The organism is Micromonospora arborensis (genome assembly GCF_003205615.1).
Classification (GTDB): domain Bacteria; phylum Actinomycetota; class Actinomycetes; order Mycobacteriales; family Micromonosporaceae; genus Micromonospora; species Micromonospora arborensis.
In genome coordinates this window covers 26895-42855 of record NZ_PYBV01000009.1, presented here as the reverse complement: position 1 = coordinate 42855, position 15961 = coordinate 26895, and the positions used below count along the sequence as shown (strand labels likewise).

General features: G+C 67.3%; 20 protein-coding genes and 1 pseudogene. 8 read left to right on the top strand and 13 right to left on the bottom strand.

Annotation, left to right across the window (positions count from 1 at the left end; all coding sequences use genetic code 11):
• Positions 1–10 precede the first annotated feature (10 nt).
• From C7C45_RS06560 to C7C45_RS06545, 4 genes are all read left to right on the top strand, one after another.
• Complete coding sequence (locus C7C45_RS06560; RefSeq protein WP_110562918.1) at positions 11–622, top strand: dihydrofolate reductase family protein; 612 nt, start codon at positions 11–13, stop codon at positions 620–622.
• Positions 619–1572, top strand: coding sequence for a GNAT family N-acetyltransferase (locus C7C45_RS06555; RefSeq protein WP_110562754.1), 954 nt, complete (start codon positions 619–621; stop codon positions 1570–1572). Before C7C45_RS06560 ends, C7C45_RS06555 begins: the two co-directional genes overlap by 4 nt.
• 84 nt (positions 1573–1656) lie before the next feature.
• A complete protein-coding gene (locus C7C45_RS06550) occupies positions 1657–2193 on the top strand; it encodes a GNAT family N-acetyltransferase (RefSeq protein WP_110562753.1) in 537 nt (178 codons plus the stop codon).
• Positions 2194–2223: 30 nt separating this feature from the next.
• The gene (locus tag C7C45_RS06545; RefSeq protein ID WP_110562752.1) at positions 2224–2610 is read left to right on the top strand and encodes a hypothetical protein; all 387 of its coding nucleotides are present in this window, start codon (positions 2224–2226) and stop codon (positions 2608–2610) included.
• An 84-nt stretch (positions 2611–2694) separates the two neighbouring features.
• On the opposite strand, the gene C7C45_RS33945 is transcribed toward C7C45_RS06545, so the two are convergent.
• The 5 genes from C7C45_RS33945 to C7C45_RS33560 all read right to left on the bottom strand — a co-directional run bounded on the left by C7C45_RS33945 (position 2695) and on the right by C7C45_RS33560 (position 7431).
• Positions 2695–3624: a SpoIID/LytB domain-containing protein gene (locus C7C45_RS33945; protein WP_167454669.1), complete on the bottom strand. Its 930-nt coding sequence runs from the start codon at positions 3622–3624 to the stop codon at positions 2695–2697.
• A 56-nt stretch (positions 3625–3680) separates the two neighbouring features.
• Positions 3681–4457 (bottom strand): peptidase inhibitor family I36 protein, encoded by a 777-nt coding sequence (locus tag C7C45_RS34825; RefSeq protein ID WP_244200269.1) that lies wholly within the window; start codon positions 4455–4457, stop codon positions 3681–3683.
• Between the two features lie 6 nt (positions 4458–4463).
• On the bottom strand, positions 4464–5348 hold the full coding sequence (locus C7C45_RS06530; RefSeq protein WP_110562751.1) for a peptidase inhibitor family I36 protein: 885 nt from the start codon (positions 5346–5348) through the stop codon (positions 4464–4466).
• Between the two features lie 53 nt (positions 5349–5401).
• Positions 5402–6265 (bottom strand): peptidoglycan-binding domain-containing protein, encoded by an 864-nt coding sequence (locus C7C45_RS06525; RefSeq protein WP_110562750.1) that lies wholly within the window; start codon positions 6263–6265, stop codon positions 5402–5404.
• Positions 6266–6459: 194 nt separating this feature from the next.
• On the bottom strand, positions 6460–7431 hold the full coding sequence (locus C7C45_RS33560; protein ID WP_208641085.1) for an NBR1-Ig-like domain-containing protein: 972 nt from the start codon (positions 7429–7431) through the stop codon (positions 6460–6462).
• 178 nt (positions 7432–7609) lie between these two features.
• Between C7C45_RS33560 and C7C45_RS06515 the strand changes: the two genes are divergently transcribed.
• The gene (locus C7C45_RS06515) at positions 7610–8026 is read left to right on the top strand and encodes a hypothetical protein (RefSeq protein ID WP_146247282.1); all 417 of its coding nucleotides are present in this window, start codon (positions 7610–7612) and stop codon (positions 8024–8026) included.
• A gap of 335 nt (positions 8027–8361) precedes the next feature.
• Here the strand turns inward: C7C45_RS06515 and C7C45_RS06510 are convergent, their stop codons facing one another.
• Positions 8362–8895 carry a hypothetical protein gene (locus tag C7C45_RS06510; protein ID WP_110562747.1) on the bottom strand — a complete coding sequence of 178 codons (534 nt, stop codon included), beginning with the start codon at positions 8893–8895 and terminating at the stop codon, positions 8362–8364.
• 10 nt (positions 8896–8905) lie between these two features.
• Between C7C45_RS06510 and C7C45_RS33555 the strand changes: the two genes are divergently transcribed.
• Positions 8906–9556: a hypothetical protein gene (locus C7C45_RS33555; RefSeq protein ID WP_146247281.1), complete on the top strand. Its 651-nt coding sequence runs from the start codon at positions 8906–8908 to the stop codon at positions 9554–9556.
• Positions 9557–9580: 24 nt separating this feature from the next.
• Here the strand turns inward: C7C45_RS33555 and C7C45_RS06500 are convergent, their stop codons facing one another.
• The 3 genes from C7C45_RS06500 to C7C45_RS06490 all read right to left on the bottom strand — a co-directional run bounded on the left by C7C45_RS06500 (position 9581) and on the right by C7C45_RS06490 (position 10904).
• A complete protein-coding gene (locus C7C45_RS06500; RefSeq protein WP_110562917.1) occupies positions 9581–9874 on the bottom strand; it encodes a DUF3349 domain-containing protein in 294 nt (97 codons plus the stop codon).
• Positions 9875–10112: 238 nt separating this feature from the next.
• Positions 10113–10544, bottom strand: coding sequence for a hypothetical protein (locus tag C7C45_RS06495; RefSeq protein ID WP_244200268.1), 432 nt, complete (start codon positions 10542–10544; stop codon positions 10113–10115).
• A 48-nt stretch (positions 10545–10592) separates the two neighbouring features.
• Entirely contained in the window at positions 10593–10904 is a 312-nt protein-coding gene (locus C7C45_RS06490) for a hypothetical protein (RefSeq protein WP_208641084.1), read from the bottom strand.
• A 351-nt stretch (positions 10905–11255) separates the two neighbouring features.
• On the opposite strand from C7C45_RS06490, the gene C7C45_RS06485 reads away from it, so the two are divergent.
• On the top strand, positions 11256–12020 hold the full coding sequence (locus tag C7C45_RS06485) for an ATP-grasp domain-containing protein (protein WP_110562744.1): 765 nt from the start codon (positions 11256–11258) through the stop codon (positions 12018–12020).
• Positions 12021–13079: 1059 nt separating this feature from the next.
• Here the strand turns inward: C7C45_RS06485 and C7C45_RS35495 are convergent.
• The 3 genes and pseudogenes from C7C45_RS35495 to C7C45_RS34820 form a co-directional block, all read right to left on the bottom strand.
• Complete coding sequence (locus tag C7C45_RS35495; protein ID WP_280101370.1) at positions 13080–13202, bottom strand: hypothetical protein; 123 nt, start codon at positions 13200–13202, stop codon at positions 13080–13082.
• Between the two features lie 578 nt (positions 13203–13780).
• Complete coding sequence (locus tag C7C45_RS33940; RefSeq protein ID WP_167454668.1) at positions 13781–13954, bottom strand: hypothetical protein; 174 nt, start codon at positions 13952–13954, stop codon at positions 13781–13783.
• Positions 13954–14168, bottom strand: a pseudogene (locus C7C45_RS34820) (flavin reductase); the annotation flags it as partial. The gene C7C45_RS33940 and the pseudogene C7C45_RS34820, both read right to left, overlap by 1 nt.
• 498 nt (positions 14169–14666) lie before the next feature.
• Here C7C45_RS34820 and C7C45_RS06460 point away from each other — a divergent pair.
• Positions 14667–14891: a winged helix-turn-helix domain-containing protein gene (locus C7C45_RS06460; RefSeq protein WP_110562742.1), complete on the top strand. Its 225-nt coding sequence runs from the start codon at positions 14667–14669 to the stop codon at positions 14889–14891.
• A gap of 141 nt (positions 14892–15032) precedes the next feature.
• Here the strand turns inward: C7C45_RS06460 and C7C45_RS33550 are convergent, their stop codons facing one another.
• Entirely contained in the window at positions 15033–15323 is a 291-nt protein-coding gene (locus C7C45_RS33550) for a hypothetical protein (RefSeq protein ID WP_146247280.1), read from the bottom strand.
• Positions 15324–15961 lie beyond the last annotated feature (638 nt).

Genomic DNA, 15961 nt, shown 5'->3' with positions numbered 1-15961 from the left:
GGAGATGTCCGTGCGCAAGCTCGTGTACTACGTCGCCGTCACCCTGGACGGCTTCATCGCCGCCCCCGACGGCGCTGACCCCACCGGCCCCGGCGGGTTCTGGCCCATCCCCGACGACTACCTGCACCACCTCGTCGCCGAGTATCCGGAGACCCTGCCCGGTCCGGCCCGGCAGGCGTTCGGCATCACCGACGAGGGCAGCCGGTTCGACACCGTCCTGGAAGGGCGCAACTCCTACGAGGTGGGTCTACGGGCCGGCGTGACCGACGCGTACCCGCACCTGCGTCACCTGGTGTTCTCGCGCACGCTGGGTCGGAGCCCGGACCCAGCCGTCGAGGTCATGTCCACCGACCCGATCGCCACGGTGCGTGAGCTCAAGCGGCACGACGGCAAGGACATCTGGGTGATCGGCGGAGGCGCCCTGGCCGGTGCCCTCTACCCCGAGATCGATCAGCTGATCGTCAAGCTCGCACCGATGACCATCGGCGCCGGCATTCCGCTGTTCGGCCGCGACGCCGTCTTTGCCCCACGCACCTGGCGCCTGATCGACCACACCGTCCTGGACAGTGGCGCGCTCTTCCTGACCTACACCCGCACCACGAAAGAAAACGAGCCCGCATGAACAGCAGCATTTCCCCCGCCGACGTCACGATCCGTCCCATCACCGGCGCGGACGAGATCGCCCTGTTCAACCGACTGCCGTACACGATCAACCACGAACTCGCCGACGACCTGGTCGCACAGCGCCGCCGACCGGAATGGATGTGGGTGGCCCTGCACGGCGACCGCGTGCTGGCCAGGGTCGCCTGGTGGGGCCGTGGCGGCGACAGCACCCCGCTGCTGCTGGACATCCTCGACATCGAAGACGGCGCCGAGGACCTGACCGACGTGGCGCAGGCGCTGTATGACACGGCCGCTAAGCAGGTCCTGCCGTCCGGCACCACCCCACCCGAGTACGGTCGCTTCCTCCCGGCCGACTGGCGCGAGGACCCGGACACGTACCTTGCGGTGCGACGGAGGATGGGCGTCCTCGAGAACACCGGCGCACACCTGACGGTCGAACGGCTACGCCTGGAGTGGCGTCCCGGAGGCGGCCTGCCCGCGCCCGATGCGCGCCTGGCTTTCCGCCCGGCCCTCGACACCGACGAGTTGGTCGCGCTGATGACTCGCACCCTGGACGGGACCCTGGACGCGCACAGCCGTACGGACCTGGCCCAGATGTCCCCCCACGAGGCCGCCGTCAAGCACTACGAGCAGGAACTCGCCACGTTCTCCAGCCCCCGTCAGTGGTGGCGCATCGGCACGTTGGGCGAGGATGGCGAGCCGATCGGGTTCGTCGTCCCGGCGCGCAACACCTACCACCCGGTGATCGCCTATCTCGGCGTCGTGCCGGAGCACCGGGGCCACGGTTACGTCGACGGCCTCCTCGCCGAAGGCACCCGCATCCTGGCCGCCGAAGACGTCCCGCGCATCCGCGCCGCCACCGACCTGGGCAACGTCCCCATGGCGAACGCCTTCGCCCGCGCTGGCTATGTCAACTTCGAGCGGGCCATCAACATGGCCTGGCAGTGAGCCGCACGCCCTGGGTGCTCCGCAAGTGCCACCAGCGCAGATAATCCTGCGCGACGACCTGGGCGAGGCTCTACGCTCCCCACCATGTTCGGTCCAGTGCATATCACCGCCGGCGGATTAGAGATCCGCGAGTTCCGGGCGCAGGACGCCCCCCAGGTGGCGGCATTCGTGACGACCAGGGATCTGACGGCGCTGCCACCGGGCCCTCCGCAGGCAGTCACCGAGGTGGACGCGTGGCTGGCCGATACGGTGCGCCGACGGCTGGATGGAGCGGGTGTGCTCCTGGCGCTGGTGGCGAGAGTCAGCGGCGAGATCGTCGGCAGCATCGCGCTGCGGGACACCGATTGGAGGGCCGGACGCAGCGAAATCGGCTACGGGATGCGGATCGGTCAGCGCGGCCGCGGCTATGCGACCGAGGCGGCCCGCGCGGTCGGCCGCTGGGCGCTCACCGACGGCGGGATGCGGCGCATCCAGTTGCGCGCCCGCGTTGACAACGTCGCCTCCCTGCGGGTCGCCGAAAAGGCCGGATACCAGCGGGAGGGCACGCTGCGGTTGGCCGACTGGGACGGCGAGAAGGCGCATGACCTGGCCGTCTTCTCGATGATCGCCGAGGATCTCTAGACGATCGAAGTCGGACTGAGAGGTGCCATCATGCGCGGCCCGATGTCGGAGGACCCGGAGTTCCGGACCGTCTCCATGCCCGACAACTACCCGGACACCACGACGTCACCGGTGCGGATTCTGCCGGTGCGGCTCGGCGGACGGACCATCGGCTACCTCTGGGCAGCCGTGACCGACGACGCGGCCGGTTTTGTCGAACGCCCCGATGCCGGCCACGTCGGGCTCAACGCGCGCATCGGCTGGGTGCAGCGCATCCGCTGGGCGAAGGCCAACCAGGTGCGCCCGCTACAGGTGCTGCGGCAATGGGCCGGCAAGCCGGAGCACGCGAAGGCCGGGTTCGTGCCGGACGTGGCCGCGCAGGAAGCGCCGAGCCTGGCGGCGCTGCGGACCTACGCCCAGGAGCCCGAGGCGCAGTAGCCGTAACGCTCGCTCCGGCCTGCTCGACCACGAAAGCGCCGCCCGCCGCAGATCTGCGACGGGCGGCGCCGGTGGTGCGCGACGTCAGGAAATGACCACGTCGCTGTAGTAGTAGTGCAGAATCGTCTGGTAAGACTTGCCCGCGTTCGCTTGATCACGCGAGCCGTACTGCGACATCCAGTTCCCGTCCACCCAGCCACCGCACGCGGTGGTGGTCGAGCAGTAGTGCGCCCGCAGGATGTTGCCGCTCCGGGTCATCCGGGTCGACCAGGTGCGGTCCACCGCGGCTGACGTCGAGGCCACCGCAGACGACGGCCGGTACACCTGGTCGTTGGTGTTGTCAGCGACGTCGTAGCACTGCCCGGAGGGCGTCTTCCGGGTCGAGTGCAGCGCCCAGTACCAGGCGTAGCTCTTGACGGCCATCGCACCGGCGTCCAGCGAAGCGGCCGGCCAACTCGTTATCCACTCGTTCGGGAGGACGTTCTTGACGTACGTCTTGAAGTCAACCCGGTCGACTCGCCCGAGACTGACCCGGTAGACGAGGATGGTGGTCGGCAGCTTGCTGTTGGTGCCGTCGGTGCTGCAGCCCGTCACCCCGCCCGTCAGCAGCTCGTGCGAGGCGTTGTTGTTCTTCAGCGTGGAGTTGAGGTTGCCCTTCGCGCCGGCCGCGAAGTCCTGGGTCGCACCGGCGAAGTTGCTGTTGAAGTAGACCCGCACGGTCTTGGAGGTGCGGTTCCACACCGACGCGGCGTTGTTCTTCACGCACAGGCCCTTGCCGCTGCCTGCGCCCTTGAACTCGTAGCACGACGGCTGGGTCGTGCCGTAGTCGTCCTGGGAGTCGGTGAAGTCGGAGACTGATCCCGCGTTGTTGCTGTTGTAGTAGTAACAGAACTCGCCGCTGTCGCAGGTCCCGTCGCGCTCCGCGGCGGACGCCGAGCCCGGCGCCACCGCGACGCCGACGAGCACCGCTGCCAGGACCGCCAGAATGCCCGGAACTCTCTTCAGAATGGTCATCCGCAGCTACCGATCAAAATTGGGGTACGTGCCGGAAGTTGGCATGACATGCCGGGTCACCAGCCGCTCGGGACGTACGCCCAGCCCAGGTAGTCGGACCGGTCCCGGAACGTGCTGGTCTGGTAGACGGTCGGTCCGGTGCTGATGGCGCTGTTACCACCGATGGAGAGCATGACGTGCCCGGCCGACGTGGTGGACGTGAAGAACACGGCCGTTCCGGCCGGCGGCACCGAGCCGGTGTGGATGCGCCCGTTGTCCCGCTGCCACAGGTAGTGCGCCCGGGCCGTGGCGAACTGGCCGCTCGTGCCGTACGCCCGCTCGACGAACAGTTCGCACTCGTTGTTCCAGTCGGTGTGCCCGAGCCGCGCCTTCGCGAACGCCACGGCATCGGCGGCGTCTGGGTCAGCGGGGAAGCTCGTCGAACCACCGATGTCGTGCGAGGCGTTGTTGTTCTTCAGCGTGGCGTTGAGGTTTGCCTTCGCCCCAGCGGCGAACGACTGGGTCGATCCGGCGAAGTTGCTGTTGAAGTAGACCTTCACGGTCTTGCTGGTGCGGTTCCAGACCGACGCGGCGTTGTTCTTGATGCAGAGGCCCTTGCCCGCGCCGGCGCCCTTGAAGTCGTAGCAGGTCGGCTGGGTCGTGCCGTAGTCGTCGATCGACGTGGTGAAGTCCGAGATCGAGCCGGCGTAGTTGCTGTTGTAGTAGTAGCAGAACTCACCGCTGTCGCAGACCCCGTCCCGGGCTGCCGCCTGCGCTGGCGAGGCGACGGTCAGGATGGAGGTGGTCATGGCGAGCGCGGTGCCGACGAGGGCGAGGCTCTTGCGAATATTCATGGCGTCCTACTTCTCGTTGTAGCCCTGGGAGTTCCAGAACGAGGTCGGGTCGGGGTTGTCCAGGGTGGGGTCACCGACGCTGACGGACGCGCGGGTCTGCCGGCCGTTCCGGACCTCGACGTGGGTGTGCGCGCCCGAGCTGGAGGACACCCCGTGCCACGACTCATCGGCGATGATCTCGCCCTTGCTGATGGCGTCGCCCGCGCTCACGCCGGACCTCGGCGCGGTGTGCAGGTAGATCACCGTCTTGTTCAGCGAGGAGTTGTAGACGGCGATCGTGGACAGGCCCCCGCTGCCGGTGCTACCCGCCGCGACGTAGGTGACCGTTCCGGAGACCAGGGCGTGCACGTCCGAGCCGACGCTGCGGGCGATGTCGATGCCCTCGTGCCGGCCGGGCGTGGTGGTGTAACCGTCGAAGCCGCACGTGACCGAGCCGCCGCTGGCCTGGTACAGGGCGTACGACATGTTCGTGCGCGTCGACGGCGAGAACTGGTGCGAGGCGTTGTTGTTCTTCAGCGTGGCGTTGAGGTTGCCCTTCGCGCCGGCCGCGAAGTCCTGGTAAGAACCGGCGTAGCCGCTGTTGAAGTAGACGCGAACGGTCTTGGTGCTGCGGTTCCAGACCGAGGCGGCCTCGTTCTTGATGCACAGGCCCTTGCCGGCGCCAGCGCCCTTGAAGTCGTAGCACGAGGGCTGCTCGGTGCCGTAGTCGTCGAGCGATCCGGTGAAGTCCGAGATAGATCCCGCGTTGTCGCTGTTGTAGTAGTAGCAGAACTCACCGCTGTCACAGACCCCGTCCCGGGCCGCCGCCTGCGCTGGTGAGGCGACGGTCAGGATGGAGGTGGTCATGGCGAGCGCGGCGCCGACGACGGCGAGGCTCTTGCGAATGTTCACGGTGTCCTTTCGTGGACGGTGGGCGTTGGTTGGTGGATGGGTTCGGGGGCGGGTCACTGCCCGCGCTGGTACTGCTCCCAGGTCAGGAACGGGACCTGGGGACCGTCGTCCGGGCCCTGGTTGGCCAGACCGTTCATGCCGAGGTAGTAGTCACCGACCTGGTGCTGCGCCTGGCTGGACAGGTCTGTGTCGCTGATCGCCGTGGCGTGGATGTGCCACGGCCAGTCACCCTGACTCGGGTTACGGACCCAGGCGGCGAAGCCGACCTGGCGGAGAGCCCGGGCGACGGCGGTGCGCTTGGCGGCGGTCATGCCGGTGACCGCGATGTCCACCACACCCCCGCCGTCGTGCGTACCGGCCGAGGTCGGGTCGCCCCCAGGGTTGTACGAGCCCTGCTCGAGCACCAGCGTGAAACCGAGCAGACGCTGAGCCTCGGCCAGCATCGCCTGAGTACGGGCGTCGACGACGTACCCATCGCGCTGGACCTTCGCGCCAGGGCCGATCGTGTTGCTGACGGTGTACCGGTTCTGCCCGAGCTTCGTGAGGGAAGTCGTGCCGGGCAGCCCGTTCGCGGCCAGGCCGGTGTAGCCGAGCGAGCGCTGGTAGCCCGCGTACGCCGAGATGGTCACGGTGCCGAAGTAGCCGTCGACCCACTGAGCGTCCAGCAGGCCCTTCGCCTGGAGCGCCTGCTCCACGGCGAGCACGGAACTCTTCGCGCCCGGGGTCAGTGTGTTGTCGGCACGGCGGGGGTCGATCTGGGCCGCCAGAACGGTGGCCTCCATGGACACGACAGGCAGCGCGGCCGTGGTGACGCTCGGCTGCGCTGTGGCGCCGGACTTCGCGGCCCACGCATGGGCCGGGACGCTGACGGCCCCGCAGAGCACGGCGAGACCGACGGCTATCCAGGGGCGGCGCATAGACGATCCTCCTCGTAGGTGGTGAGTCACGTTGGGAACGGACTCACCTTGCGAGAAGAGGCCTACTGTTCGGTACCCCGTTGTCCTGTCAGATTCGTCAGGCCCTCACGGACCTCGATGGATGCGGTGTTGTCAGCTTGGCTGGTTCCCGAGACTGACATCGAGCCTTCGCGCCCTGACACCTGTCGTGGCGGTCAGGCGATGACGTTGACCATGAAGTAGACCGGCCGGCGGCTGGGGAAGAACTCCTGCCCGTGCTCGTCCACCATCTTCCAGCTGACCAAGCACTGCCCGGGGTGGTTCGGCGCGGTGACCTGAACACTGATGTTCACCTTGTCTCCGGGCGGTGTGTCGCCGATCGGCACCCGATCCGGCACCTTGCAACCGTCCGCGTCGGCGGTGGGGTTCGTCCGCGCGAGGAAGCGGTTGTGCCAGTCGACCTTTCCCACGTTCGCGAGCGTCCACACCTTCAGGAAGGTGGAGTTCACCCGCACCTGTGTACCGTCCGGGATGGTGGCGTCGACGATGAACTTGCTCGAGTCCCCGGCAATCAACGCGTCCGAGAATGGTGTCGGCGACACTGCCGCGGCGGCGGAACCATCTCGAGACGACCGTTCGCGGATGATGACGCCCACGGCGGCGACCGACACCACCACCATCACCGCGGCGGCCGCGAGCCACGGTGACCGTTGCCGACGCGCAGCCGTGGCCTTGGCTTCCGCCCCCGGCGAGTCCTCCACGCCCTGCAGCGCACGCTCGCCCTCCGGCACCCGGTCGGTAGGTGCGGTGACGCTGGGCCTACCGGCCCCGGGGGTGTCCGTGGCATCGGACATAGCGGCGCTCACGCCAGTGTCCACAATATTTTGTATATCGGCTTCGGCCGGGAAATCACTGTCGACCGGCGCTGGTTCGCCGGCCGGGACGGCGCGGACCGTCACCGGACGCTGAGCCGCCTCCCACTCGCGTCGCCACTGGACCTCGTCCGCTTCGCAGGCCCGGACGAACTCGCGGGTGGTCTCCCAGGAGGGAAACCTGGTCCCGGCGGCAGCCTCGTGCAGTGTCGTGTGCGAGATGCGGCCCGACCGCCCGGCCATTTTCCGGAATGACGGGTTACCCACGGTTGTCCGCAGTGTCCGCAACTGTTCGGCGAATCTCTCGGCAGCCACGCGGTCCTGGATCGGTTCGGTGGCAGCACGCTGGTCTTCCATCCGTCCCCCATGTCAGACGTCGTCGTCAGGCGTTGTCAGGGCGTGTAAGAGGGTACCGAACGGACCTTAACGGCGATCATCGTGATGGATACCGACACCGGACGCGACGGCTCCGGTGCATTGAAGGAGGTCACCGATGAAGAGCCTTACCCGACGTAGCGTGCGCATCCTCGCGGCCGCCGGGCTGGCCCTGCCCGCGATGGTGGCGATCTCGAGTCCCGCCTACGCCGAGACAAACCCCCGCTGTGCGGGCTCGGTGCAGATCGGCGCGACCGCGTACGTCACCGTCGGCGGACAGACCGCCGCATCCGTCAAGCAGTACAAGGGCTGCGGCAAGAACTACGCATACACGTACGTGTGGGAGCAGTACCGGGCGAGCCACGGCGCGTACCAGGTCTGCACCTCGATCGTGACCGGCAGCACGCTGCGCGACCTGCAGTGCTCCAGCGGCCCGGACGTCTGGTCCTCGGGCGCCAACACGCTGTCGGAGTGCACCCGGGCCCTCGGCGGGATCTCCGACGTGGCGCAGAAGGAGACCGGAGTGCGCTGCTGACCGACAGCACCAGCTGCGGGGACGGCGGTGCAGGTGATCGTCGAGCGCGGCCGGCGGCCTTCCGCCGAGCCGCGCGACCTCGGCGGCCGCGCGATCAGCGCGGTCGCCGACCGGCCGCTGACGGCAGGGCTCTGCTCTTCTCGTCAGCCGCGCCAGCCCATGCACGGACGAGCCGTCGTGTCCTTACGTCGACTGGCGGCGCGCATCGTCCTATGCGGACTCGGAGGTCCCGGCCGGAACGTGGTGGCGGGTGAACCCCGTATGCGGATGCTGCGGCCCCAACCACACCTCGGCCAGAATCCTCGGCTCCACCAAGCCCGTCATCGGATGACCGCTCATTTCACGCGATCCGTGAGGACCGCGACGCTTCCACTGGGCACCGCATCTGGATGGGTGCTCCTCGCGAGATACCGCGACAACGGCCGCCGACCCAACTTCAAGGCAGCGTTGGTGACCACCTGGTCACGCTGTTGGCAAAGCTCGGCGAACCGGGCACGCACCTCGGGCAGCGGCTGGTGCAGCGCACAGGTGGTACGGAATGCCCTGGCCTGGTCGGCGAAGGCCTGGTTGGCCGCGGCCGCGACGAACGCCACCTCGCTGCGGCGGGCGGCCCCGGAACTGCTGGCGACCGAGGCGAGGACAGCGGCCATCAGGGCCGCGACTGCGGCTGCCGTAACCAGCTTTGCAGAGGCCAGCCCGGCGGCACCGGAGGTGCCTGCGAGAACCGCTGAAGAGACAGTCGTCAGGGTGTTCCAGCGTTGCCACCACGCGGCCTGCTTCAGTTGAAGTTGAGCCCAGGTCGCGTGCCGATGTTCGAGCAACTCGGCTTCGGCGATGAACCCGGCCCGCTCCCGCTGCTCGCCATCCACGCACGACATTGTGTCAGCGTTTCGCCATGGTCAGGCCGATGTCCGTCTGGAGTGTCGACCTGCGGACAGTCAGCGGACCCACTGGTGGGCGCCCCTGTCCTCGCGGGTCACGGCGCATCTGGCCGAGGCGGTTTTGCCGATTGCCGTCACCGATGCGATCGACAGGTCAGGCACCGGCTTCAACCACCGTCGTGCCGAGGGCCTGCCGCTCGCGCGTCAGTCGGATAGCTTGTCCGGTATGGGCATTGACAACGATCGCCGTCAAGCTGCTACCGGCGGATCTCCGGCTGGGAGCGGTGGGACCTCGTCCCAGCCACCCGCGCCGGTACTCATCGCCGCATTGCTCGTTGCCGCTGGCGCGCTGGTGCCAATCGGGTTGCTCGTCCTGGTGTTGACCGAGTTCGAGGGCGCCAATCTGGTGCCAGCGCTACTGCTCGCCTTGGTCGGCGTGGCTGTCTGCGCGTCAGTCGGGTATGGGCTGTGGCGCGGCTGGCGCGGGTCTCGGATCGTGGCCATGGTGCTCGGCGGACTGCTTTTGCTATCGGGGCTGAACTCGTTCGGGTCCAGTGAATTCGGACTTCTGCCCATGGCGTACGGCGCATTGCTGGTGCTGCTCCTGCTGGTTCCCGCCTCGGCCCGCGCCTGGTTCCGTCCTTCCTGACGCGCCCCCTCGCGGGGACGACCGTTATTCGTGAGTCTCGCCGTCATCGACCACGTACCCGGCTGAGGCCAGCCGTTCACGCACTCTCTCGACGTCGGATGCCGGTGGTCGCCTCCGACCTGCGACAGCCGCAGTGGCGTCATGGTTGACATCGACGGGGTGGCCCTGGGTCAGCTCCGCGACGACGGCGGCCAGGTTCCGGTCGGAGAAGTCGGGCCAGAGCACAACGAGAAGGGGAAGGTAGTCCTCGCCCGGCACCCCGTCGGGGTAGGCCCTGCGCAGGGTCTCCAGTTCGCGGATGAGGTGGGATGGCAGCATGCGACCCAGCATCGCAGGGGGCCGCTGCTGTGCTTCGTTGCCGGACCGGGCCTGATCCGGGATGCCAGCGCCCCGGTCAGCGCCGCTGACCTGCTGAGAAGTGGGCCGCCAGGGACTCGAGGGTCTCAACGGTGCGAATCCAGAAATCGTGCGTTGAGTCCGCCCGGTGTTGGACCATCCGAGCACCCTTGAAGCGCCCAGAGTCTCGGTGGCCCTGTAGGGCGCGGGCCAAACCGCGTTACCTCCACCGCAGCTGCGAAACCTCGATTGGATGTCTATCCCTGGGTGCGCCGGGCGGGAGAGCGAGGAACTGCTCGATGTCGGCGATGGCGTCCTCCACCGTGCCGCCGACCTCCGGGTCGCGCAACCGGGCGCGCAGAGCGGGCAGGACTATGTCGGTATCGAGTTGGTGGTGGATGCGGGCAAGGTGGCCAAGACAGATCGCTGCTGTGGCCCGAACGTCCTCCTCCGGGTGATCCAGCACCCGTAGGTAGAAGTCCTGGCACCAGCGCCAGTCCGCATCGTGCAACGCGAGCCCGACCATCGAGTCGGTGAGGGTGTCGATATCGCCTGCTGTGAGTGCGGCTGTGGCCGTGTCGTGGGTCGCCGGAGCTGGTTCGTGGTAGCTGCGCTGTGTGCTAATTCCTCGTCCTTCGGCGGCGCGTTCCATGACCACTACCGGCGGTGAACACCGTATCCGTCGGCACGTTGGACAGAATCAGACCGACCAGGCGTGGATGACGTCGTCAGGTCCCCAGATAAGATCCGCGGCCCCGTCCGGGAGGTCGGCTCCGGAGCGGCTGACGACGACCAGACCGCTGGTCCCGGGCTGAAAACCCGGGATCAGCGGGGCGTGGCGCCGCAGTTCGTCGAGATGATGCCGGTCGAACGGGCCGTCCTGCCACTTGATGGAGCCGGCGAATGCGATGTGGGATGCGATCGGGGCGCGGTCGGCTCCGACAAGATCGATCTCCGGGTTGGATTGCCGGTTCCACCAGCCGCCGACTTCCCACGTGTCGGTCCAGGGCAAGCCTCCAGCGCCGGCGGTCTCAAGCTGTCGACTGCTGTCAGTTGGTGGCGGCCCACGTCGGCGAGCAGGTGCCGGGCGTCGTTGGTTCCGGTTCGGAGTCGACCCGCGTCGACGCTCGCGCTGCCTTCTCGTTGCCTCGCCGCCCGACGCCTCGCTTAGAAGTTTGGGCGCTTCGTCCGGCGAGGTCCATCCGCATCCGCGACCTCGGGCGGCTGTCGGTGCTGAGCCGCTGGCCGCTGTCCTCGCCTCGGCCCGTTGCTGTCGACAGCCACCGCGCGCTCGCGCCGGCCGCACCGGAACGCCTGATAACCGCTGTAACGGTCACGGTATATTGGGGCAGGATCATCGGCCGTGACACTTGTCCTGCCGCCGCGCCTGACAGCCTCGGCTCAGAGCTTGCGCGACGCCGCTCACCGACGCGGACTACGCACCGTCCAGCTCCGCACTTTCGAAGTACCCGCCGGGATGCGTGCTGATCACCTTCATGCGGGACCGAGCTTCGCCGACGTCGTCGCACCGCTGCTCGGGATCGCGCCCCTGGAGGCTGGACCTGGCTGGCTGACTGGCCTTCCTCGTGAACTTACCCGCCGCGAGATCACCTTGGTCGCCATCGGCGAGGCCTACGAACTCCGTCGACCGGCGTTCATCAAGTCGCCCAACGACAAGAACATCCCGGCGATGATCTACACCGATGGCTCCCGCCTGCCCGGCCCGGATGCTGTCGACCGGCGGACTCCAGTGCTCGTCAGCGACATCGTCGACTTCACCGCCGAGTACCGGCTACACCTGCTCGACGGTGTTGTCTACACAGGCAGCCAGTACGCCGCGCACGGCCGGTTGCACCTCGGCCCTCCGTCGACCGACGCGCTAGCCTTCGGCACCGATCTCATCGCCGGATACGGGCACACGCTGCCCTCCGCCATCGTCGTGGACGTAGGACTGCTCGACGGCTACTGGGCCGTGATCGAGGCAAATGCCGCATGGGCCAGCGGCGCCTACTTAGCGGATCCAGATCTGGTTCTCGATGTCGTCCTCCGAGCAGCCAGCCCAACGGCTTCGGTCACCGCCCGCGACCGACAGTTCATCCGACGGCCTCAGCTGACTGCTGCGATTTAGGCTCTTTGAGCGCCACCTCGTCGAGTTGAAGCGGGACTTAGAGCAGCCGTCCCACCATCAGCGGGAACGCTGGTCGGCACCTGCTCACACGGCGTCTTGGGCTGCCATCGTTGGTGGCTGGTTGACGACGTTTGACAGTGTCTTGTGCCCCCTGTGTGCCCCACCCACCGGTACGGCGTGATTAGCTGCCGGCACTGGCATCGGCGAGGGGTCGACGTGGCGTTGACCAAGAAGGGCTCTCGGCTCATCACGGTCGACGGCGTGGTCTACAGGTGGCGGGCGCGCGGAAGACCAACCTACGTCCAGGCGCTCGGTGAGCGACCACTCGCCCTCGCCGTCGAGCAAGCCGACTGCAAGGGCAGCGTACTGCTGGTCAGCATGCCCCAGGACCACCCGAGCAACTGGATCGGCGGTCCGCCGGTCCCTGTTCTTTCCATCGATGGTCGCGGCAGTCATCGGCAAGGCGCTGCGCGAGGGATGGCGGCCTCGCCAGCCGGCGGCGGCCTTTCGCACGACTGCGTCCGACGCATCGCAAGAGCCGCCGACTCCTTGACCCCCAGGCAATCAACGCGGGGCGGCCGCCTGCGGGTTCATTGGTGTAGAAGGAACGGTCCACGGACGTCCAGGCTGGTGCGCTGGCGTCCTCCCCGATGGTCACTCAACTAGTCACCCGTCCAGTGCCCGACCTTTCTGATCAGGTACCGACCACAGGTGCGCAAATCTCCCATGCTCGATCCTCGGCCGCCTGAAACGCGGCCAGGTCCTGCGCCTCCGCCATTTGTTGCAGTGCCACGGCGAGGTCATGCCATGGCGCCTCTCCACCAGCGGCGGCCTCCCCGGCAAGCTTCAGCGCGCGCCCTAGCTCGGGTTCGGCCTGGGCCGCAGTCAGGGGGCCCTCCTCTAGCTCCACTCGAACCCGACCAAAGACCGCACAAGCGTCGGGTCCCATTTCGGAGAAATACCCGCCAATGGAACAGCTGGTCGCGACCATCAACACCGAAACGGCAACCAGTGTCGTCCTACTCAGGGGGCCGGCCACTGTGCTACCACAAGCGTGTCTCACCGGCACATGATGACAGTGACCACGAGATTGATCGCCGAGGAGACACTGAAGGCCGTGCCCAACATCAGCTTGGGAATCGTCTTGATCTGCACCGTGAGTGGCTGAATGACCAGGACCACCGCTACGGCGCGTTAATCCGGGGAACTTCGGTGCACCTCCTCTGACCGATGTTGACCGCTGCATCGGGCACGGCTTGTGCACGCCTTCGCTCCTCTGGCTCGGGTCACCAGGCGTGGGTAGAGTCAGGTGCTCCCTTCAACAGGTGCGGCCGGGGCACCCGAGGCGTGAGCCGAACCGGTGGGAGTAAGAGGCGGCGTGGGGAGACCGCACGCGTGGCACGCGACCGGTGCCCTGAGTAGACCCCACTGGACCCGGCACTCTTCAAGGCCTCTTCGTCCCGAACGCCGTGCGCTGGCATCAACAGGTGTCAGCTCGTGTCAACTGGTGCTCGTCGTAGCACCCGGCCGCCCGTTCCGTGTCGTCCCTCACCATCGGCTATTGGCGCGGCGCGACAGCGGCCCGAAAAGGGCCGCTGACCTGCGGAGGAGTGGGCCGCCAGGGACTCGAACCCTGAACCTATGGATTGCCGGCGGGGCGGCCGGATGGGGTGTGGTGCGAGGTCATCCGGCCTGCTGACGCGCTTCTCGGCCTGGTTCGGCTGGCACGGTTGCTGTACTTCGCTGCTGTACTGCTGGCATCAGACGACGCGTTGGATGCGGACCTTCGCGCGCTCGTTCCTGAGGTGGCCCTGCTTGTGCTGGCGGACCTGCTCGTCCCAGACCTCCTGGTCGTAGTCCGGGCCCGGCGGGATCCACTTGTGGGAGCCGTCGCTGTAGTGGAACTTCTCGTCGCCGGTTCGCAGGATGCTCATCGGGTCCAGCCGAGAAACCGGTGATGCAGGTGGCCGGCGGGGACTTGGGACAGGTCCTGGGCGGCGTCTACGAGTTGGGCGGCTAGGTAGAGGGCGAGTGACACGGGGCGCGGTCGTACTCCGCTCGCAGCTCTCGCCGCCGGGTCTGACAGGGCCAGTCGGCACCGCAGCCGCCGCACGTCCAAGCCGGTGTGACCGGGAGGTGGGTCGTCATTGCGGGCCGTCCTGACTCGGCCAGTGACCGCGGTTGATTGGGATGAGGTGGCGGCTTCTGCATGGCAGGTCGGCTCCGCAGCGGCAGACGCGTCGCCAGTGCCGCCAGGACCAAATCGGCCGATGGCGTCGGGCCAGGGTGAGCGCCACTGCGATGACGTACTCGTCGTAGGTCACGCGCCGCCGAGTGCTCTCCGACCTTCGCTGCCAATGTCCGGAATCCCCGATCGCACGGCCGGCACCTGCGGTTGAGGCAGTTGCATCGTTTGGGCTGGTCACCATGCCTCCCGCCGACGCCTGGGGGTTCCGTGGGCACCCGGTCAGCCGTGTCCGGAGACAGGGCACCCACGGCGGGGCGACCCGGCCGCCAAGCTGGGTAACCCCACAAGCAACGTAGGACGCAATGTGCGCATAGGCAACGACTGGCAACACATAGCGTTGTAAGTCGAGCCTGGGGTGTGGTCTGCTTGCACCAGCCGCCAAGCTGGGAGCACCACCTATGTCTGAAGCTGCGTACCTACAGGTCGCCCGAGATATCCGCGAGCAGATCAGCTCCGGCCAGTTGAAGCCGGGCGACAAGCTGCCGTCCTTCGCTGCCCTCTGCGAGCACTACGAAGTCAGCAACACGGTGATCCGCGCCTCCATGCTCGTGCTCAAAGCTGAGGGCTTGATCGACGGGCGGCAGGGCAAGGGCGTCTACGTCGCCAACCCGCTTCCCCGATAGTCCCCGGTGCATTCGCTGAGTTAGGACGTCTCGCTTACAAGTTCTGGGCGCTCCGTCCGGCGGCGTGCGTCGACATCCGCGACGTTGGGCAACCGTCCGCTGCCGGCCGTCAATGGATGCCCTGGTCCGGTCCTGTTGCTGTCACCGTTGCTGTCGTCCCATCGCCTGAGAAGATCCAGGTCCCAGATGGCGTTCGGTGGGGTCGATGCCCGCAAGACGAAGAAGCCCAAGCCCGCCACGAGGCACACACGCATACACGACAAAGGTCCGACCATCGCAGCGTTCAGCTGCCCACGCCATCACCTGAGAAACATCGACCCCCTCGACTTCGTACTCTTCGGCGGCACCGGTCTTGTCATGGAAATGGACCCGATACTTCGGCTGCCAGATCTCCCATGTCTGGTCGCGCGGGTCGACTGTCCTGATGTCCATGTCTAAAGCATGCCGGACGCTGACCTGCGCTACAGGGATTGGAACGACGACCGCTTCGGTGTGAAGGAACCACTGGCCAGCTGTGAACTGCACCAGCAGCAGGGCTGAGCAGTCCGAGCAGTCCCTAGGAGTCCACGGACGTCCGACGTCGCTTGTGCCCGTCGTCACCCAATTAGTCACCCAGCCGAGTCTCAGACGTTGAAGCGGAACTTAAACCCGCCCTCGCGTGACCTGCGGCAGGCTGGCCGGCAGGCTGGTGACGTCCGGTCTTGAGCTCACGTCATTGATGGCTGGTTGCCGACGTTTCACGCTGTCTTATGCCCCGTGTGTGCCCCGAGTCCGAGGAGCGGTGCTTCTGTCAACGGCGGAGACCCGCGACGATCATCGCCCCACCCACCGCTCCCAACATCGCCTCGTTGAACGGCCCTGGCTGCTCGACGTGTCCCAAGGCGATCACGAGTCCAGCCCCTGCCGTCGACACACCCGCCACCAGCAAGGCGACGCAGAGAACAAGAGGAGTGCGCACTGCATCAGTAGAGCAGCGCGCCAGCCCGAGCGCCAGGCCGTGAGCGGGGCTTGAACCCCTAACCCGCAACCTGACGGCAAAGCCGGCCAAGGTGGACGAATCAACGTGTTGA